This window comes from Microbispora sp. KK1-11, assembly GCF_006874435.1.
GTDB classification, from domain to species: domain Bacteria; phylum Actinomycetota; class Actinomycetes; order Streptosporangiales; family Streptosporangiaceae; genus Microbispora; species Microbispora catharanthi.
The window spans coordinates 37,998-56,783 of sequence record NZ_VIRJ01000046.1 but is presented as its reverse complement, the minus strand read 5'-3'; the positions used below and the strand labels follow the sequence as shown (position 1 = coordinate 56,783).

20 protein-coding genes and 2 pseudogenes are annotated in these 18,786 nt (G+C 68.8%); 18 read left to right on the top strand and 4 right to left on the bottom strand.

The genetic code is table 11. From position 1 onward, the window contains the following. The 11 genes from FLW16_RS44210 to FLW16_RS39910 all read left to right on the top strand — a co-directional run. The coding region (locus tag FLW16_RS44210) for a hypothetical protein (RefSeq protein ID WP_221891411.1) at positions 1 to 188 on the top strand (188 nt) is incomplete at its 5' end. A gap of 22 nt (positions 189 to 210) precedes the next feature. Beyond that, positions 211 to 2,109 (top strand): molecular chaperone DnaK, encoded by a 1,899-nt coding sequence (dnaK, locus tag FLW16_RS39955; protein WP_142566185.1) that lies wholly within the window; start codon positions 211 to 213, stop codon positions 2,107 to 2,109. Between the two features lie 11 nt (positions 2,110 to 2,120). Continuing rightward, on the top strand, positions 2,121 to 2,621 hold the full coding sequence (locus FLW16_RS39950) for a nucleotide exchange factor GrpE (RefSeq protein WP_142566184.1): 501 nt from the start codon (positions 2,121 to 2,123) through the stop codon (positions 2,619 to 2,621). Beyond that, positions 2,621 to 3,610 (top strand): DnaJ C-terminal domain-containing protein, encoded by a 990-nt coding sequence (locus FLW16_RS39945; protein ID WP_142566183.1) that lies wholly within the window; start codon positions 2,621 to 2,623, stop codon positions 3,608 to 3,610. The genes FLW16_RS39950 and FLW16_RS39945 overlap by 1 nt, the downstream gene beginning before the upstream one ends. Then, positions 3,607 to 3,933: a chaperone modulator CbpM gene (locus FLW16_RS39940; RefSeq protein WP_142566182.1), complete on the top strand. Its 327-nt coding sequence runs from the start codon at positions 3,607 to 3,609 to the stop codon at positions 3,931 to 3,933. The genes FLW16_RS39945 and FLW16_RS39940 overlap by 4 nt, the downstream gene beginning before the upstream one ends. Next, positions 3,924 to 6,542 carry an ATP-dependent chaperone ClpB gene (clpB, locus tag FLW16_RS39935; protein ID WP_142566181.1) on the top strand — a complete coding sequence of 873 codons (2,619 nt, stop codon included), beginning with the start codon at positions 3,924 to 3,926 and terminating at the stop codon, positions 6,540 to 6,542. Before FLW16_RS39940 ends, clpB begins: the two co-directional genes overlap by 10 nt. 3 nt (positions 6,543 to 6,545) lie before the next feature. Beyond that, positions 6,546 to 6,989, top strand: a complete 444-nt coding sequence (gene trxA / locus FLW16_RS39930; RefSeq protein ID WP_142566180.1) for a thioredoxin — start codon at positions 6,546 to 6,548, stop codon at positions 6,987 to 6,989. After that, positions 6,973 to 8,643 (top strand): FAD-dependent oxidoreductase, encoded by a 1,671-nt coding sequence (locus tag FLW16_RS39925; RefSeq protein ID WP_142566179.1) that lies wholly within the window; start codon positions 6,973 to 6,975, stop codon positions 8,641 to 8,643. Before trxA ends, FLW16_RS39925 begins: the two co-directional genes overlap by 17 nt. Positions 8,644 to 8,674: 31 nt before the next feature. Beyond that, the gene (locus tag FLW16_RS39920) at positions 8,675 to 9,127 is read left to right on the top strand and encodes a DUF1931 family protein (protein ID WP_142566178.1); all 453 of its coding nucleotides are present in this window, start codon (positions 8,675 to 8,677) and stop codon (positions 9,125 to 9,127) included. Between the two features lie 13 nt (positions 9,128 to 9,140). Continuing rightward, positions 9,141 to 10,292 carry a glutathione-independent formaldehyde dehydrogenase gene (locus tag FLW16_RS39915; RefSeq protein ID WP_142566177.1) on the top strand — a complete coding sequence of 384 codons (1,152 nt, stop codon included), beginning with the start codon at positions 9,141 to 9,143 and terminating at the stop codon, positions 10,290 to 10,292. A 63-nt stretch (positions 10,293 to 10,355) separates the two neighbouring features. Continuing rightward, positions 10,356 to 10,823, top strand: a complete 468-nt coding sequence (locus FLW16_RS39910; protein WP_260616111.1) for an ester cyclase — start codon at positions 10,356 to 10,358, stop codon at positions 10,821 to 10,823. Positions 10,824 to 11,046: 223 nt separating this feature from the next. Here the strand turns inward: FLW16_RS39910 and FLW16_RS39905 are convergent, their stop codons facing one another. Both FLW16_RS39905 and FLW16_RS39900 read right to left on the bottom strand, forming a co-directional pair. Then, positions 11,047 to 11,631, bottom strand: coding sequence for a DUF6461 domain-containing protein (locus FLW16_RS39905; RefSeq protein ID WP_142566176.1), 585 nt, complete (start codon positions 11,629 to 11,631; stop codon positions 11,047 to 11,049). 39 nt (positions 11,632 to 11,670) lie between these two features. Further along, positions 11,671 to 11,827, bottom strand: a pseudogene (locus tag FLW16_RS39900) (IS5/IS1182 family transposase); the annotation flags it as partial. Here FLW16_RS39900 and FLW16_RS46385 point away from each other — a divergent pair. The 3 genes from FLW16_RS46385 to FLW16_RS39890 all read left to right on the top strand — a co-directional run bounded on the left by FLW16_RS46385 (position 11,825) and on the right by FLW16_RS39890 (position 14,131). Further along, positions 11,825 to 12,148: a DUF5958 family protein gene (locus FLW16_RS46385; protein WP_396687124.1), complete on the top strand. Its 324-nt coding sequence runs from the start codon at positions 11,825 to 11,827 to the stop codon at positions 12,146 to 12,148. The pseudogene FLW16_RS39900 and the gene FLW16_RS46385 overlap by 3 nt on opposite strands. A gap of 199 nt (positions 12,149 to 12,347) precedes the next feature. Continuing rightward, positions 12,348 to 12,977 carry an SMI1/KNR4 family protein gene (locus FLW16_RS39895; protein ID WP_142566175.1) on the top strand — a complete coding sequence of 210 codons (630 nt, stop codon included), beginning with the start codon at positions 12,348 to 12,350 and terminating at the stop codon, positions 12,975 to 12,977. A gap of 365 nt (positions 12,978 to 13,342) precedes the next feature. Next, positions 13,343 to 14,131 (top strand): histone-like nucleoid-structuring protein Lsr2, encoded by a 789-nt coding sequence (locus FLW16_RS39890; RefSeq protein WP_142566174.1) that lies wholly within the window; start codon positions 13,343 to 13,345, stop codon positions 14,129 to 14,131. A 304-nt stretch (positions 14,132 to 14,435) separates the two neighbouring features. Here the strand turns inward: FLW16_RS39890 and FLW16_RS45730 are convergent. Next, positions 14,436 to 14,810: pseudogene (locus FLW16_RS45730) on the bottom strand (MBL fold metallo-hydrolase); the annotation flags it as partial. A gap of 17 nt (positions 14,811 to 14,827) precedes the next feature. On the opposite strand from FLW16_RS45730, the gene FLW16_RS46380 reads away from it, so the two are divergent. Then, the gene (locus tag FLW16_RS46380; RefSeq protein WP_142566193.1) at positions 14,828 to 15,010 is read left to right on the top strand and encodes an IS3 family transposase; all 183 of its coding nucleotides are present in this window, start codon (positions 14,828 to 14,830) and stop codon (positions 15,008 to 15,010) included. 21 nt (positions 15,011 to 15,031) lie between these two features. Here FLW16_RS46380 and FLW16_RS39875 read toward each other — a convergent pair whose 3' ends face one another. Next, on the bottom strand, positions 15,032 to 15,850 hold the full coding sequence (locus tag FLW16_RS39875) for a DUF2382 domain-containing protein (RefSeq protein ID WP_142566173.1): 819 nt from the start codon (positions 15,848 to 15,850) through the stop codon (positions 15,032 to 15,034). Positions 15,851 to 16,050: 200 nt separating this feature from the next. Here FLW16_RS39875 and FLW16_RS39870 point away from each other — a divergent pair, with 200 nt between their 5' ends. The 3 genes from FLW16_RS39870 (at position 16,051) to FLW16_RS39865 (ending at position 18,638) form a co-directional block, all read left to right on the top strand. After that, positions 16,051 to 17,382 carry an alpha/beta hydrolase gene (locus FLW16_RS39870; protein WP_142566172.1) on the top strand — a complete coding sequence of 444 codons (1,332 nt, stop codon included), beginning with the start codon at positions 16,051 to 16,053 and terminating at the stop codon, positions 17,380 to 17,382. Between the two features lie 205 nt (positions 17,383 to 17,587). Then, positions 17,588 to 17,713: a hypothetical protein gene (locus tag FLW16_RS45720; RefSeq protein ID WP_260616108.1), complete on the top strand. Its 126-nt coding sequence runs from the start codon at positions 17,588 to 17,590 to the stop codon at positions 17,711 to 17,713. Between the two features lie 544 nt (positions 17,714 to 18,257). Continuing rightward, positions 18,258 to 18,638: a PLDc N-terminal domain-containing protein gene (locus tag FLW16_RS39865; protein WP_142566171.1), complete on the top strand. Its 381-nt coding sequence runs from the start codon at positions 18,258 to 18,260 to the stop codon at positions 18,636 to 18,638. Positions 18,639 to 18,786 lie beyond the last annotated feature (148 nt).

The window sequence follows — 18,786 nt, the reverse complement described above, 5'->3', positions numbered from 1 at the left end:
CCTCGATCGTGCTCGGGCTGATCTTCGGCCTCGTCTGGGGTGCGATCAGTCACGTGGTGCAGCACCGGGCGTTCGCCTCGATGCCTGCGGTCGTCGCCGACCACTACGACATCCTCGTCGACCCCGAATTCGCCGACGAGGCCCGGCGCGTGCTCACCGACGCTCGTGAGGCCGCTGCGCTCAGGTGAGCGCCAGGAGGGGGATGAGGACATGGCCAAGGCGGTGGGCATCGACCTCGGCACGACGAACTCGGTCATCGCGACCACAGAGGACGCGCATCCGACGGTCGTCCCGAACGCCGAGGGGTCGCGCACGACTCCCTCGGTGGTGGCCTTCACGGACCAGGGCGAGGTGCTGGTGGGCCAGATGGCCAGACGCCAGGCGATCCTCAACCCGAAGGGCACGATCTATTCGGCCAAGCGCTTCATCGGGCGCAAGTTCGACGAGGTGCAGAGCGAGATCAAGGCGGTCTCGTTCGACGTCGTGCCGGGCCCGGACGGCGCCGTGCGGTTCAAGGTGCGCGACAAGCTGTACGCGCCGGAGGAGATCTCCGCCTTCGTGCTGCGCAAGCTGGCCTCGGACGCCGGGAAGTTCCTGGGGGAGAAGGTCAACGAGGCCGTCATCACGGTGCCCGCCTACTTCAACGACGCGCAGCGGCAGGCCACCAAGGACGCCGGCAAGATCGCCGGCCTGGAGGTCCTGCGGATCATCAACGAGCCGACCGCGGCGGCCCTGGCGTACGGCCTGGACAAGAAGGGCAACGAGACCGTTCTCGTGTTCGACCTGGGCGGGGGCACGTTCGACGTCAGCGTCCTCGACATCGGCGAGGGCGTCATCGAGGTCCGCGCCACATCGGGTGACACCCACCTGGGCGGCGACGACTTCGACCGCCGCATCGTCGACTACCTGGCCGACGAGTTCCAAAAGCAGCAGGGCATCGACCTGCGGCGCGATCCGCAGGCCCTCCAGAGGCTGTTCGAGGCCGCGGAGAAGGCCAAGGTCGAGCTGTCGGCGGTCACGCAGACGCAGGTCAGCCTGCCGTTCATCACAGCCGACGCGACCGGCCCCAAGCACCTGAACACCACGCTCATGCGCTCGACCTTCGAGGAGATCACCCGCGACCTGCTGGAGCGCTGCCGGGGCCCGGTCGAGCAGGCCATGGCCGACGCGAAACTGACGACGAACGACCTCGACGAGGTGATCCTCGTCGGCGGCTCCACCCGCATGCCGGCCGTGCAGCAACTCGTGCGACGGCTGACGGGCAAGGAACCGAACATGACGGTCAACCCGGACGAGGTCGTGGCCGTCGGCGCGGCCGTCCAGGCCGCCATCATCAAGGGCGAGCTGAAGGACGTCGTGCTGCTCGACGTCACTCCTCTGTCGCTCGGCGTCGAGACGCTCGGCGGCGTGATGACGAAGATCATTGACAGGAACACCACGATCCCGGCCCGCCGCACGGAGACGTTCAGCACGGCGGACGACAACCAGTCGGCCGTGGACGTGGTCATCCTGCAGGGCGAGCGCGAGCGGGCCGCCGACAACCGGGTGCTCGGCCGGTTCCGGCTGGAGAACATCCGGCCCGCGCCGCGCGGGGTGCCGCAGATCGAGGTCACCACCGACATCGACGCCAACGGCATCCTGAACGTCTCCGCGAAGGACAAGGACACCGGCGCCGAGCAGCGCATCACGATCAGCGAGAGCTCCAACCTGGACAAGAGCGAGATCGACCGGATGGTCGCCGACGCGGAGCGGCACCGCAACGAGGACGCGCAGCTTCGCGCCGCGATCGACGCCCGCAACGAGCTGGACTCGATCGCCTACCAGGTGGAACGCCGGCTGTCCGAGCTGGGCGACGCGGTCCCGGTGCACGAGAAGGCCCGGGCCGAGCAGCTGATCATGGAGGCGCGCCAGGCCATCAAGGAGGAGGTGCCCGTCGACCGGCTGCGCAGCCTGACCGCGGAGCTGCAACAGGTCTACCACGGCCTCGGCGTGGCGGCGTCCACCGCCCAGGCCCAGACTCAGGGGCAGGATCAGGCCGGGCCCGGCCAGGCGGCCGCCGGCCCCTCGGACGAGGACGTCATCGACGCCGAGTTCACCAGCCCCGATTGACGTGACGCGACATGACCGAGCAGAACGGGACGCCTCCTCCTGAGCCCGAGCCGGCCGGTGAGGAGACGCGTAGCGCGGAGGAGCAGCTCGCCGAGATCGAGGACCGGTGGCTGCGGGCCGTCGCAGAGCTCGACAACCTCCGCAAGCGTGTCGCGCGCGACATGGACCGGCAGCGGGTCGAGGAGCGTACGCGTGTCGCGGCCGAGTGGCTGCCGGTGATCGACAACCTCGAACTCGCGCTCAAGCACGCGGGCGCCGACGCCGACGCGGTGATCGAGGGGGTTCGGGCAGTCCGCGACCAGGCGGTCGGTGTGCTCGCGCGTCTGGGCTTCCCGCGCAGGGACGACGTCGGGACGCGGTTCGACCCCGCGAGGCATGAGGCGGTCAGCACGGTCGCCGTCCCGGACGCCGACCCCGGCACCGTCGTCGACGTCGTACGGCCCGGCTACGGCGACGGCGCGCTGCAACTGCGCCCGGCCTCCGTCATCGTCTCCACGAAGGCCGACGAGTGATGGCGGAGCGCGACTTCTACGAGGCTCTCGGAGTGCCGAGGACGGCGGACCAGGACGAGATCCAGCGGGCCTACCGGAAGCTGGCCCGCACCTACCATCCCGACGTCAACAAGGCTCCGGACGCCGAGGACCGCTTCAAGGAGGTCTCGGAGGCGTACGAGGTGCTGTCGGACCCCGAGACGCGGCGGCGGTACGACGCGTTCGGGCCGGACTTCCGCCGGGTGCCCGAGGGCGTGGACCCGGCGGCGTACGCGCGCGCCCGCGCCGGAGCGGGAGCCGGCGCGGGGCCGGGCTGGGCGCGGCCGGGGCCCGGCTGGGCGCGCGGACCCGGCGGGGAGGAGATCCACTTCACCACCGGCGAGGGCTTCGAGGGCATCGACCTCGAAGACCTGCTCGGCGGCGTCTTCGGCGGGCGCAGGCGCGGCGCGACCGGCCGCGGCTGGGGCCCGGTGCCCGGCGCCGACCAGGAGGCCGAGCTGCCGCTCACGGTGGAGGAGGCCTACCGCGGCGGCCGGCGGACGATCACGATCCCCGGCCCAGGAGGCGGGCGGACCCTCCAGGTGAACATTCCCCCTGGCGTGACCGACGGCCAGCGGATCCGGCTCGCGGGCCAGGGCGGCGCGGGCAGCGACGGCGCCAGGGCGGGCGACCTCTACCTGATCGCGCGGATCGCCGACCACCCCCGCTACCGCCTGGAGGGGCGCGACATCCACGTCCGCCTCCCGCTGACGCCGTCGGAGGCCGCGCTGGGGGCGACCGTCGCGGTCGACACGCCCGGCGGGGAGGCGAAGGTCAAGGTGCCGCCGGGCACCTCGTCCGGGCGCCGCCTGCGCCTGCGCGGACAGGGCATGCCGAACCCGCGCGGCCGGCCCGGAGACCTGCTGGCCGAGGTCCAGATCATGGTGCCGCCCAGGCTCAGCGACGAGGAGCGCCGCCTGTACGAGCAGCTCGCCAGGATCTCGACGTTCAACCCGAGGAGCCCGTCATGACGTATCCGCTCATCCGGCTCGCCCAGGTGGACGTCGGGCACCTGGACCTGGAGTCCTTCTCCCGGGCCACGGGACTGCACCCCGAGCTGGTGCGCCGCCTGGTGGCGCTGGGGCTGATCGACGCCTGGAGGGACTCCTCGGGCGGTCTGCGCTTCCCGCTCGCCCAGGTCGTCGCCGCGGGCCGCCTCCAACGCCTGCACGCGGGGCTCGCCGTCAACTACGCCTCCCTCGGCCTCGTGACGGACCTCCTGGACCGCATCGCGGAGCTGGAGGCGGCTCTGCGTACCCGTACGAGAAGGACCGGAGACAGATCGTGGACCTGAACCGCCTGACGCAGAAGTCGCAGGAGGCCCTGCACGACGCCCAGACCGCGGCGATCCGCTTCGGACACACCGAGGTCGACGGGGAGCACCTGCTGCTGGCGCTGGTCCGGCAGCCCGACGGGCTCGTCCCGCGCCTGCTGTCCGCCGCCGGCGCCGACCCGGACAAGCTCCGGCTCGAACTGGAGCACGAGCTGGAGCGGCGGCCGCGCGTCACCGGTCCCGGCGCCGCCCCCGGCCAGGTCTACGTCACCCAACGGCTGTCGCGGCTGCTCGACGCCGCCGAGCGGGAGGCCGGCCGGCTGAAGGACGAGTACGTGTCGGTCGAGCACCTGCTGGTGGCGCTGCTGGACGAGGGCGTCGACAGCGCCGCCGGCCGGCTGCTCAAGGGACACGGGCTGACCCGTGAGCGCTTCCTGCAGGTCCTGACGCAGGCACGCGGGCATCAGCGGGTGACCTCCGCCAATCCGGAGGTCGCCTACGAGGCGCTGGAGAAGTACGGGCGCGACCTCGTCGCCGCGGCGCGGGCGGACAAGCTCGACCCGGTCATCGGGCGGGACGGCGAGATCCGCCGGGTCGTCCAGATCCTGTCCCGCAAGAGCAAGAACAACCCGGTCCTGATCGGCGACCCGGGCGTGGGCAAGACGGCGATCGTGGAGGGCCTCGCGCAGCGCATCGCGCGCGGCGACGTGCCGGAGGGCCTGAAGGACAAGACGATTTTCAGTCTGGACATGGGCGCGCTGGTCGCGGGGGCGAAGTACCGCGGCGAGTTCGAGGAGCGGCTGAAGGCCGTGCTCACCGAGGTGACGGCGTCCGAGGGACGCATCCTGCTGTTCGTCGACGAGGTGCACACGGTGGTCGGCGCGGGCGCCGCCGAGGGGGCGATGGACGCCGGCAACATGCTGAAGCCGATGCTGGCCCGGGGCGAGCTGCACATGATCGGCGCGACGACCGTGGCGGAGTATCGCAAGCACATCGAGAAGGACGCGGCGCTGGAGCGCCGCTTCCAGCCCGTCTTCGTCGACGAGCCGTCGGTCGAGGACTCCATCTCCATCCTGCGCGGGCTGCGCGAGCGGCTCGAGGTCTTCCACGGCGTGAAGATCCAGGACGGCGCGATCGTCGCCGCGGTCGTGCTGAGCCACCGCTACATCTCCGACCGCTTCCTTCCCGACAAGGCGATCGACCTGGTCGACGAGGCGTGCGCCATGCTCCGTACGGAGATCGACTCGATGCCCGCGGAGCTGGACGAGCTGACCCGCCGGGTGACGCGACTGGAGATCGAGGAGGCGGCGCTCGCCAAGGAGGACGACCCGGCGAGCCGGGAGCGCCTGGAGACGCTGCGCAAGGAGCTGGCCGACCTGCGGGCAGAGGCCGACGCCATGCGGGCCCAGTGGGAGGCCGAGCGGCACGCCCTGCGCAAGGTGCAGCAGCTGCGCGAGGAGATCGAGAGCGTACGCCGGGAGGCCGAGCAGGCCGAGCGCATGTACGACCTGAACCGCGCGGCCGAGCTGCGACACGGCAGGCTTCCCGAACTGGAGCGCAGGCTGCGTGCCGCGGAGGAGCAGCTGGAGAGCAAGCAGGGCGGGCACCGGCTGCTGCGCGAGGTGGTGACCGAGGAGGAGATCGCCGGCATCGTGTCGCGGTGGACCGGCATCCCGATCAGCCGCCTGCAGGAGGGCGAGCGGGACAAGCTGCTACGGCTCGACGAGATCCTGCACCAGCGGGTGATCGGCCAGGAGGAGGCCGTACGGGCGGTCGCCGACGCCATCATCCGGGCGCGCTCGGGGATCAAGGACCCCCGCCGCCCGATCGGGTCGTTCATCTTCCTCGGGCCGACCGGAGTCGGCAAGACCGAGCTGGCCAAGACGCTGGCCGAGGCATTGTTCGACACCGAGGAGAACATCGTCCGCGTCGACATGAGCGAATACCAGGAGCGCCACACCGTCAGCCGCCTCGTCGGCGCCCCGCCCGGGTACGTCGGCTACGAGGAGGGCGGCCAGCTCACCGAGGCCGTGCGGCGCAAGCCCTACTCCGTGGTGCTCTTCGACGAGATCGAGAAGGCACACGCGGACGTGTTCAACACCCTGCTGCAGGTGCTGGACGACGGGCGGCTCACCGACGCCCAGGGGCGCACGGTCGACTTCCGCAACACCGTGATCATCATGACGTCCAACATCGGCTCGCACTACCTCAGCGAGAAGGCGGCGCCTTCGGGCGAGATCGACCCGGAGGTACGCGAGATGGTCATGGCGGAGCTGCGCGCCCGCTTCCGCCCCGAGTTCCTCAACCGCATCGACGACATCGTGCTGTTCAAGCCGCTCACCGAGGCCGAGATCGAGCAGATCGTCACGCTGATGTTCAACGACATCAGAGCGCGGCTCGCCGAGCGCAGGATGACGCTCGAGATCAGCCCGGAGGCGGTGCGCCACATCGCCGAGCGCGGATTCGACCCGATCTACGGAGCCCGCCCACTGCGGCGTTACATCGCCCGCGAGGTGGAGACCCGGGTCGCGCGGGCGCTGGTCGCCGGCGACGTCCGCGACGGCGCGACCATCCGGGTGGAACTGTCCGGCGGCGAGATCGTGGTCACGTACGAGAACCCGGAGGGCTGACCGATGCCGCCGAAGGTCACGGAGTCGAGCGTCGTCCGGTGCCCGCACTGCGGCCGCAACAACCACGTGCCCCGGGCGGGTGCCGGGGTCCCGCGCTGCGGCGAGTGCCGCGAGTCGCTGCCCTGGGTGGTGGACGCGGGGGACGAGGACTTCAGCGAGGTCGCCGAGGCGGCGCCGATTCCGGTCGTCGTCGACTTCTGGGCGTCCTGGTGCGGACCATGCCGCATGGTGACTCCGGCGCTCCAGCAGGTCGCCACCGAGCTGGCCGGGCGGATCAAGCTGGTGAAGGTGAACATCGACGAGGCGCCCGAGACGTCGCGGCGCTTCGGCGTGCAGGCCGTCCCGACGCTCGTCGTCCTGCGGCTCGGGCGGGTCGTGGCCCAGCGGGCCGGTGCGGCGCCGGCGCCCGTGCTGCGGAAGTGGGTCGGCGATGCGCTGGCCGGATGAGCTGACCGAGTCGCCCGATCTGCAGGGCGCCTACCCCCGGCTGAGCGATGTGCAGATGCGGACGCTGGCCGCCCACGGCGAGCGTCGCCCGGCTCACCGGGACGACGTGCTGTTCGCGGAGGGCGACCCGTGCGCCGCCTTCTTCGTCGTACTGAGCGGCAAGGTGGCGACCGTGAAGGGGTACGGAGTCGACGATCAGGTGATCAGGGTCCACGGCGCGGGCCGGTTCCTGGGCGAGCTCAACGTGCTCACCGGCCAGGCCAGCTTCATAACCGCCGTGGTGGCGGAGGACGGCGAGGTGCTCGCCGTGCCCGTGGACGAGCTCCGCCGGCTTGTCGCCGGCGACGAGATCCTGGGCGACCTCGTCCTGCGCGCCTACCTCATCCGCCGCTCGATGCTCATCGGACTGGGGGCCGGTTTCCGGATCGTGGGCTCCCGCTACTCGCCGGACTGCCGCCGGCTGCGGGAGTTCGCGGCGCGCAACCGGCTGCCGCACCAGTGGATCGACCTGGAACAGGACGCCGAGGTCGAGCGCTTCCTGCGGCGGATGGACGTCACCCCGGCGGAGACGCCGGTCGTGATCTGGCGCGGCGAGCTGGTGCTGCGCAACCCCACCAACGCGGAGCTGGCCAGGGCCATCGGCCTCCCGGCGCCGAGCACGCGGGAGGCGGTGTGCGACCTGCTCATCGTCGGAGCCGGGCCGGCCGGCCTGGCCGCCGCGGTCTACGGAGCCTCCGAGGGGCTCGGCACGGTCGTCCTCGACAGTGTCGCCCTGGGCGGCCAGGCGGGCACCTCGTCGCGGATCGAGAACTACCTTGGCTTTCCCGCCGGGATCTCCGGTGGCGAGCTGGCCGAGCGGGCGATGATCCAGGCCCGCAAGTTCGGCGCGGACCTCTGCGTCCCGGCGGAGGCGTGCACGCTGCGAGAGCACGAAGGCCATCACCTCGTCACCCTGAAGGAGGGCACGACGGTCCACGCGCGCACGCTGCTCATCGTGACAGGCGTCCGCTACCGGAGGCTCGTCGTGCCCGACCTGGAGAGGTTCGAGGCGACCAGCGTCTACTACGCGGCCACCGCGTTCGAGGCACAGATGTGCAGCCGGGACCCGGTCGTCGTCGTGGGCGGAGGTAACTCGGCGGGCCAGGCCGCGCTGTTCCTCGCCCGCCACGTCGCCTCTGTCCGCCTGCTCGTACGCGACGGCGAGCTGACCAGGAACATGTCCCGCTACCTGGCGGTCGAGATCGAACAACATCCCGGCATTCAGGTGATGCTGAACAGCCAGGTCCGGCGGCTGGTCGGGCGGGAGACGCTCGAGGCGGTCGTCGCCGAGCACAACGTCACCGGGGAGCGGTTCACCGTCGAGGCCCGCGCCATGTTCGTCTTCATCGGTGCGGAGCCGTACACCCGGTGGCTGGCCGACGAGGTCGCGCTCGACTCCCGGGGATACATCCTGACCGGGCTGGACGCCGCTCGTTCCGGCAGGAAGGGCGTACCGGACTCCACCGGCCGGCCGTTCCCGCTGGAGACCAGCAGAGCGGGTGTGTTCGCGGCCGGAGACGTGCGGAACGGATCGATCAAACGGGTCGCGTCGGCCGTCGGCGAGGGCGCGATGGCCGTGCGCCTCGTGCACGAACACCTTCAGCTGAGGGGCTGAGCCGTCCACGCGGGGAGGAAGGGGACTGGCGATGGCAGAAGTGATGGCGGTGCCGAGGTTCGAGCGGTTCTTCAGGACGGCGGCGGGCCTCGACGTCGACAAGGAGGATCTCCGGCGCTACAGCGACTTCGTGAACCAGAAGCTGTACGACCTGCTGGTGATCGGCGAGGCCCACGCGAAGGCGAACGTCCGGGACATCATCGAGACCTGGGACCTGCCCATCACCAAGGGCCTCCAGGAGAGCGTCCACCGGTTCCGCAACCTCGACGAGGACATCGAGCTGAAGCCCATCCTGGAGCAGCTCGCGGCGTTGCCTCCGCTCGACCTGTCCATCGGCGAGGAGGTGAGGGAACGGCTGCCCGAGATCGTCGGCGGGCTGTCGCTGGCGCTGGCGCGCACGTTCACCATCCTCGATCCCGGCCTGAAGAACCCGAGGACCGAGCAGTGGGAACGCGTGATCCGCGTTTTCGAGCTGCTGCTCTAGAAGTGAGGACATCATGAAGGCAGTCGTATACGAGGGACCCCGACAGGTCGGCGTCGAGAACGTGCCGGACGCGCGGATAGAGATGCCCACCGACGTCCTGGTCCGTGTCACCACGACCAATATCTGCGGGTCGGACCTGCACATGTACGAAGGCCGGACCGACCTGGAGCCGGGCCGTGTCCTCGGCCACGAGAACCTCGGCGAGGTGGTCGAGGTGGGGCCAGGAGTGGTGCGCGTCCGCGTCGGCGACATGGTCTGCGTGCCGTTCAACGTCGCGTGCGGCTTCTGCGCCAACTGCGAGAGAGGCCTGACCGCCTTCTGCCTCACCACCAACCCGGAGCCGGGGGTGGACGGGGCCGCTTACGGGTTCGCGGACATGGGCCCGTACAACGGTGGCCAGGCCGAGCTGCTGCGCGTGCCGTTCGGCGACTTCAACTGCCTGGTCCTGCCGGACGACGCCCGGGAGAAGCAGACCGACTACGTCATGCTGGCCGACATCTGGCCCACCGGCTGGCACGCGACCCAGCTCGCCTGTGTGCAGGCCGGCGACTCGGTCGTGATCTACGGGGCGGGCCCGGTCGGCCTGATGGCCGCCTACTCCGCGACGTTCAAGAGCGCGGGCATGGTGATGGTCGTGGACCGCCACCCGGACCGGCTGGCCAAGGCCGAGGAGATCGGGGCGATCCCGATCGACGACTCCAAGACGTCGCCGGTCGACCAGGTCATGGAGCTCACGCACGGCAGGGGCGCCGACCGGGGCTGCGAGTGCGTGGGCTACCAGGCGCACGACCCCCAAGGGCACGAGCATCCCAACATGACGCTGAACAACCTCGTCAAGTCGGTGAGGTTCGCCGGGACGATCGGGGTCGTGGGCGTGTTCATCCCCGTGGATCCCGGCAGCCCCGACGATCTCTACAAGCAGGGCGAGATCGCCTTCGACTACGGGATGTTCTGGTTCAAGGGCCAGACCATGGGCAACGGTCAGTGCAACGTCAAGAACTACAACCGGCAGCTCTGCACCCTCATCCACGAGGGGAAGGCCCGGCCGTCGTGGGTCGTCTCACACGAGCTGGATCTGGACGACGCGCCCGGCGGCTACGAGCACTTCGACCGGAGGGATTCCGGCTGGACCAAGGTCGTCCTGCATCCCGACGGCACCGGCTGACCCTCCCGCGGCGGCCGCGGGCCCCGCGGTCCGACTGCTCCGGCAGTGAGGGGGCGACGCGCCATGCGCATGCCGGACGCCGACTGGCTCAAGCAAAGGCTGCACGACGCCTTCAACAGGCACGATCTGGACGAGGTGATGCAGTGTCACAGTCAGGACGCGGTCCTGGTGACCCCGGCGGGCGTCGCGGAGGGGCACGAGCAGATCGCCTCCTACTACGAAGATCTGTTCAGGGGCTTCCCCGACATACGCATGACGGTCTGGCACACCGTCCTGTGCACCGATCCGGCGGTGACCGAATGGCTGCTCACCGGCACCCACACCGGGCCCTTCATGCTGCCCGGGGGCCAGGCGCTGGAACGAACCGGCCGCCATGTCGCCGTCCGGGGCACCAGTACCTGTTCGGTCAGCATCGACAAGATCGTCAGTCACCGGATGTACTTCGACCAGTTGGAGCTCTACACCCAGCTCGGCGGGCGCCTCGTCTTCGACGAGCAGCTGTCGCCGTGTGAGCGGCGAGCGGAGGACTGAGCGATGCCGTCAGAGGACATGGGCGACATGGTGACGGTCGAGCTGTCACGATGGCGTATTCCGCCTCGCTGTCCGGGTAGCGCTTGGACTGAAGCTTTTCATCCTGGGCTTGGTATATCGGATCCGTGCGGAACGGTGCCCCCGGTGAATCTCGGGGGAGTTTGCAGCGGTGTGATCCACCGGCTGCGACTGGCCGGAGGGGGTCGCAGACGATGGATCCTGCTCACCTCGGTTCGGGGATGACTCCGCACAGGTAGGTGGACCCCTCAAGCAGTTCCGGTGTCAGCGTGATGCCGGTGAGATCCTCGGCGAGGAGGAACGCCGGCCCGTCGCTGGGGTAGAGGTGTCTGTAGTCGGCGTCGATCCGCTGCATGGTCCTCATGACCTCGTCCGGCACCTCTTCCGCGTAACCTTCATCAGCGATGAAGCAGAACCGGATCTTTCCATCTTCGCTCCAGTAGAAGTACTCGACGCCTTCGACGTCGCGGAAGTGGGAGACGAGGCGGGTTCCCGCCGACAACGAAGTGATGATTTTTTCATCGGCGCCGAGCCCGCCGTTGGGCTCAACGATGAACACCCAGTCGCCTATGGTCGTGGCGCCGAGAAACGCGGTGTCGTAGCTGTTCCTGTAGCGAGTCTCGATCAGCTCCTCAAGCGTCATGGGCGTGAAATCCTCCGGCTGGCCACCGAGCCGGACCACCAGTTGCTCGGGTGCCAGGCCGCGGACGTAGGTGAAGCAGTAGGCCTCCGCCAGCTCGGGGAAACGCTCGTAGGAGAACCAGGCATAGTCGTCAAAGGTCGCGATCATTTCGTCATGCTCTCAGTGCCGACCGACACAATGAGCCCTTCACCCTGAGCAGCGGCCCTCTTCGAGGAGCTGCAGCACAAGAATCGCCTGCACGAGTGCGGGTCGGGCGATGCGGGCAACAGCGCAGCTTGGTCAGCACCTTCCAGGACTTCACGGTCGAAACGGCACGTTCACCGATGGCCCGGATGCGGGCGTGAGGTTCGCTGTTCTGTGCGATCTGGCTGTGTACTCCGCTCAGGCTGGAGCTACTGCGGAGGATGGGCCAGAGAGTGTCCTCCTGGCGGGGATACGGCGGACCCACACTCCGGCGGTACTGATCACGCGAGGGCGGCTGCCTGAGCAGTTGGCAAAGATCACCAATTTGCCACTGGCTGAGCGCGTGAAGGCGTTTCGATTACTGGTCGCGCTTCTTGCTGTCGCAGACCGACGCCGGCGCGAGCGCTACTGCATGGACGGGTGCAGTCATGCCAGGCACCAGTTAGGGGGCCAGCGCGATACGGAAACAGCCACCCCCTGATCACCAAGGGACTGCGGAAGCCACACGGCGGGACGGGCAGGAGAAGCTTACGGTCAGCAGAACGGGGACCTAGTAGGCGGCCGTTGACATTCATGCGGGTATTCACACCGTAGAATTCTTGGCTTGATCGCACTACTGCCGCGTGGCCGGTTTTCGCCTGATACGGTGCGGCGGGGTGGTCGAGAGGAGACCTCGGACTGTGGGAGATGAACGGCAGTCGGTCCGGCAGGGCGGTTGGCCTGACAGTTGGTCGTCGCTGTCGTCAGCGGAACGAGTGCGTGCCGTTGCCGCAGCCGTTGTGGATGGGAGCACGGCTGTAGCTGATCAGGTGATAGGGCTGACAACTGAGCAGATCCACGAGGTAGAACGCGACCAGTCGGCGCCGTTGCCGGAAGCATATCGATGCTTTCTTCTGTTGCTCGGCGGTGGTGCAGGCCACTTTATGCAGGGAACTGACGTCTACTATCCGCGCATCCTTGGTCTGTGGTCCGCGGCGAAGGAGCTTCTGGAGGAGAATGCGTCACCGTTCCGCCTCCAGGAGACTGACAGGGTGATCTCCATGCACCAGGGCTATCAATTCGATTTTCTGCGGGGTGCGGAAGACGATCCCGAAGTTTGGTCGTATTGCGAGGGTGGTAGTCCAGAGAATGTTCCCACCGCCACGCATGAGCGCTTCACAGATTGGTTGCGCGGCATCGCGGCACGCGAGATTCCGTCATGGCGCCGGCTGACCGCCTTCTACCGCGAGGAGCAGGCCAAGCACGCGAAGGACCGCCGTCTCTATTACTACCGAATCAACCCGGATGGCATGCACATCGAACGGTTCTAGTAGGGCTGGCACTGTGGGGACCATCCGGGGAACACACGTCATGCTCGCAGCCGAACAACCCGGCACGTCATCAGACGTTGTTGGGTAGTGGGTTCGAATCCCGCCGTTCCGAAAGCGCCTCGTGTTCAAACGGACTACGAGATCTACACCGTAAAGGAACCCGCTTCTGAGTGGTACGAACTTGATTGACAACGCATTCTCAGCAGGGAGCCGTGGCAGACGCGCGTGTGTGCGCCATGGCGACCTTCTTGTCTATGACTTGGTGAGCATCGTTCGCCACACCGACGCTCGGGACGCGGAAGGCTACCAGCCGCGGCTGGGGGCAGTGCGTTGTCACCTGTAGCGGACATCGGTAGGTTCCGATCATGCCCGACGCCGACTTCACTCCGCTCCGTGTCACCCAACTCGTGTTCGGGCGTGACATCAGCATTGCGATCCGGGAGTGGGCGCGGGCCAACGGACACGCGGTAAGCGATCGCGGCCGGGTTGCTTACGAGCTCGTCGAGGCATTCTTCGCCGCCAACCCCGAAGCGTATGAGCAGGCTGAGAAAAGCGGGGCGGTGCACGCCACGGCCCGCACACCCGGTGCTTCGCCGGAAGACTATGTGTGGCAGGACGAGGGCCCGCTGGGACCGATCTACACGATCACACTCGTCAGGGGAGTGGAGGAGCGCGAGGTGCTCCGGCGGCTGGGCGCCGCCACAGAGCACATCCGCCTGATCGACGTGGATGAGTACCCCGACTCCAGCCGCACTGAGATCGTCATGGTACGGCGGGCGGGAGACTGGACCATCGTGATCGAGGAGTGCGGCTGGCGCGGAGTGCAACGCGAGGTCATCGGTGAGCTGTCCCGCGATGGCGGCGAGGCCGTCGCGGTGATGCGACACGATTACGCCGCCAGGCACGACTTCGCCTACGCCCTCGACGGTGAGCTCGTCACCGGTTTCGATCCGAGCCGGCCCGGAACCCGGTGGGGCACCGCACCCGACCGGCACAACCGGCATCTTCGCGAGCTCGGCATCGACCCGGCCTCCGACGAGTGGATCGACAACGCCATCCAGGCCGTTCTCGCGATTGCCAGCCGGATCTCCGGCGTCATGGTGACACCGGCGCACGCCGAGCGTCCCGTTCTCGGTGCCGTGATCCCTCGTTGAAGCCGGCTCTGCCGCCTCGGTGCCCTGCACGGGTCACATCAGGTGCGTTATTGGCGGACCGGCTGGTCTGACACGAAGTCGCCGGCTGGCAGCGGTCCGTTCCCCTCCTCGGGCCTCGCCCGACAACTGGCGGAGTCAGCGGCTCAGGCTAAGAACAACCCGGCGGACCTGATCAACGTGGCGATCGGGAGTCGCCGAGGGAACGTCGCCCGGTCTCACGTATGGGCCCGCCAGAACACCCGCCCGGCCGGTTCAACGACTCCCACTCTGCCGCTGTCTCGTTCAGGGATGGGAAGCTCAGCGACTACTGCTCACCGGTGGCCGCCGTGGGGAAGGCGGCCCATGCGGAGATGGCGGAGCCTTCGCCGTCTTTTCGAATCTCGGCGGCTCCCTGCCCCGGCCAGTGGGCCGGGATGACGAGCTCGCGCAGTTCGGCGGCGCGCGCGAGATGGGCGCGGCGCATCTTGGCAGCGAGCTGGAGGTCGTCACAGAAGCAACTCTTCCATCGGGGCTCAAGGACTTGGACGGGGCTGTGCAGCATGTCCCCGACGAAGACGGCGCGGTCGGCGCCCGAGCGCAGGGTGAGGACGGGCGAACCGGGGGTGTGACCCGGCGCGGCCTCCAGCAGCAGGTTGCCGTCGATGCGGTAGGTGTCCTCCCACAGCACTGCGCCGAAGTGATCCGTAACAAGGGCCCCTGGCGGGCATCGACGAGGTCGAGATCGCTGTCGCCGAGTACATCGACTGGTACAACCACCGCAGACTGCACGGGGAGCTGGGCCGGGACACGTTGCCGTTCCCACCGGTGGAAGCCAATGTGACCGGGCACGCCGTTGCCCCGGCGGCGCTGGAGCTGCACCGGGGCAACGGAGCCGGTTGAGGAGCGAAAAGGGGGAGGAGCTCAGCGGGTGGAGCCGTAGCCGGAACCGTAGGCGCGGCCGGTTCCGTCGACGTCGCCCTCGACGTCGATACGCTCCTTGCGGATTTCGTCGCCGACCCGCTCCCGGTCGGTCACCTGGTCCTTGGTCATGCGGACCCGCTCGACCGGCACGGTCCGCTTGTCGACCACCGGGCGCTCCTCGTGCAGGGTCACCTCGTGCTCGGAGCCGGTGATGTCCGGGCCGCTCAGCGCCTCGTCCCGGTTGGCGTCGGTGATCGGCTCACGCTCGACCCGGACCTTCTCCCGGGTCACGGGTACGTCGACCTGCTCGTGCTCGGTGACCACGTACTTGCGCAGCCGGGCCTGGCCGGTGCGGTGCCGTTCGGTGCCCACCTCCAACTGCTCCTCCGAGCGGGTCATCGCATCGTCGCCGCCGACGCCCATCCGCTCGCGCTCCCTGCGCCCGCCCGCGTCGGCCCAGCCGGTCTCACCGGGCTGGTTGGCGCGTGCCCAGGAGGAGTCCCAGTCGAGGTCGTAGTAGCGGTACAGCTGCCGTTCCTGCTCGGGCGGCAGGTGCCCGTCGGTGTCGAGGTCGACGTCGGGCGCGTCCTCGATGCGGTCCTTGTCGTAGGGAACCTCGACGTGGTCGGCCACCAGGTCGGCGTCGCGGAGCGGGACGAAGGTCTCCTTCATGTTGAACAGCCCGCTCTTGACGCACAGCCATTCGGGCTGACCGGTGGCGTCGTCGAGGTAGACGTGCTTGACCTCGCCGATCTTGTCGCCGTTGAGGTCGTAGACCGGGTGGTCGAGCACCATGGGGATCTGCTCGTGAGTGATCACGTGCTTCTCCTTGCGTTGTCGCTTGATCGGTCCTTTACCGGCGTACCGCTCACTTGAGGATGAAAACCACTTCTCTAGACATTTCTGTGAACTGGGGCCGGGCCGTAGCGTCGCGTGACCACCCCTGTAGCTCCCGGAACATCTCGGCCTAAACTCCGCATCCTGGTCCCATGACCCCCCGTTGGGTGAGGTGAGAGTGGATGACGGCGGATTCTCGCGACACGACTCGTCCGGCAGGGCGTCCCCGCCGGAGGGGAGCGTTCGCCGTCCTGGCGCGCCTGCTGGTGGCCCTCACCGTGCTGGCCCTCGCACCGGTGCTCGGCTTGGCGTCGCTGGCCGGCTTGGCGAGCGTGACCACGGACCCGGCCCCGGCGGTGGTCCTCGGCCTGGCCGTCTTCGCGTCGGTGTTCCTTCTCGGCCTGCTGCTGTTCCTGCCGCGGCCGAGGACGGCTCCCTGGCGCCGGGTGCGAGCCGCGGTCCTTCTCCTCGTCGAGACCTTCGTCGTCGTACGTGTCGTGCCGGCGACCTTCCGTCCGTTCCCCGACGCCCCACCGGCCCGGTCCGAGGTGGCGGGGCGGAGATACTGGGACCTGCCGACCGGTTCTCATATCGCCTACGTCCGCCTGACGCCCAAGCGGCCTCGGACCTCGACACCGGTGGTGTTCCTGCACGGCGGACCGGGGGTCGCGGACATGAAGCGGGACGCCGCCTTCTTCGGCGCTCTCACCTCCGACGGATACGTCGTCTACGTGTACGACCAGGTGGGCGCCGGCAGTTCCGGGCGGCTCGCCGATCCCCGCGGCTACGGGCTCGCCCGCGACGTCGCGGACCTGGACGCCATCCGCCAGGCCGTCGGCGCCGAGCAGATGATTCTGATCGGGCACTCCTACGGTGCCCAGGTCGCCGCCGCCTATCTCGCCCACCACACCGATCACGTCGCCAAAGCGGTCTTCTCCTCGCCCGGCTCCCTGACGCCCAGCCCGACCGGAAGCGCGCTGCTGAGCCGGCTGGACCCCGGCCAGGGCCGTGCGCTTTCCTTAGGCTTGCTCCACCCGCGCGCTCTGGCCGCCTACACCCTGGTGCAGGTGAATCCCCAAGCCGCCCACGCCCTGGTCGGAGACGACGAGATGGACGCCCGCTTCGCTCGCTATTACGAACTCCTCCAGCCGGCGCTTCACTGCAGGGGCGCGGCCGTCGGGCGGAGCGTGGCAGGCCTGGGGGCCTACGCGAATCTGTCCCCCCAGGCGTCGGGGGCACCGCCACTTCCCGACCTGCGATCCGCGCTCGCGGCGACCACCACGCCCGCCCTGGTCCTCAAGGGCTCGTGCGACTATCTGAGCTGGTCCTCGGCCGCCGAGTACCGGCATGTGCTGCGCGGAGCCGAATTGGTCTACCTTCGTCACGCGGGTCACGACGCCTACCAGGATCAACCGGGCCTCTATATGGCGAGCCTGCGAGCGTTTCTCGCCGGCCGTCCAGTGCCGGAATACGAGGGCGACGAGCCGCCCGCCGACTACGAAGGACCTCGGTGATCGCTAGGCGATGGGGGGCGAAGCCGAGCGGTCGGCGCCACGTTGGTGACGATACGACTCCCCCTGCTACGAGGCCCTGCCGACCTCGATGGACGAAGAGGCGAAACGCGCCTAGCGACCCTCGGTTCACTCTTGGTCATGGTTTATGGTCATCTGTAGTGAGTATTAAGGGTGTCCGAGATGGTAGTGACTTCGGGAGGCTCGGATGGATGTCCTCGATCAGTTCGTCGATGCCGACCTGCGTCTCGAGCTCATCCTCGTGGCCGCTCTCCACGAGGAGGCGGAACGACTGATCGGCCCGGCAACCGGCGAGATCAGTGCAAACAGCTGAGGTAAGGCAGCGAATGCAGCGTGATCAGGACAAGACATCCGGCTCGGACGTGATGTCCTCCGATGAGGTGCCGGAGGCTGTCGCGACGCGGTTGGAGGCCGAGATCGCTGTGGCGGTGGCCCCTCTGCGCCATCAGGCGGCCCAGCCCCTTGATGGTGGGCGGTCCGTTTGGAGTTAGGCGGGTTCAAGCGGCAGCCGGGGTAGCGCCAGCGGTGGGGCGAGGGTTGCCCGGCGAAGGGGCCAGGGCGGTGGTGGTGGGGCAGCCGGCAGGGCGGACACGCGGCCGTACTGGGCGGCACCCGAGTCGCCGGGACGGCGGTGGCGTGGAACCTGGCGGCACCGAAGTCGACGGCACCCGAGAGGTCCGCCCGGACGACCCGGAATACCCCCCACGGTTGACACGGCGTCGCGGATCTCCCCGGGCTGCGAGCGGTCGGAGCTGAGGGTCGGCGCCCCATCGGGAAAGATCGCATACCGGGAAAGTCCCGTCAGACGAAGATCGGATCCACTACGCTCTGCGCGTCTGAAACTGGGAGGATTCGGGATGCCCCTCATCTACGGCGGGTTCGGTCTGGTTCTGCTCGCCTTATGGATCTTCTGCCTGTTCGACGTGATCGTCGCGGCGGAGGAGGACTGCCGCAACCTGCCCAAGGGGCTGTGGATCCTGATCGTCCTGTTCCTCCCCGAGGTCGGGTCGATCTTCTGGCTGGTCGCGGGTCGGCCGCAGATCGTGACGCGGCCCGGCGGGCTACCGTACAAGGGCAACACCGGGCGCTTCCCCGAGTACGACCGGCCGGGCCGGTTCGTCCCCTCCGACCCCGACGACGACGAGGAGTTTCTCCGCCGCTGCCGGGAGCGGGCCGAGGAGCAGCGCCGTGCCTACCGCGAGCAGCAGCGTCAGACGGAGAAGAACCAGGACCAGTAGTGGCGGGCTACGGAGCGAGCCCGATCGGGGCGACGCCGGCGAGGCGAAGCCGAGCACGGACCGGTCCCAGGACGGCGCGAGAACGTCCGCGGAGATCTCGGAAGCACGGCCGCCCGCCTCGGCGAGGGATTGCAGCGCGGCCTCCGGC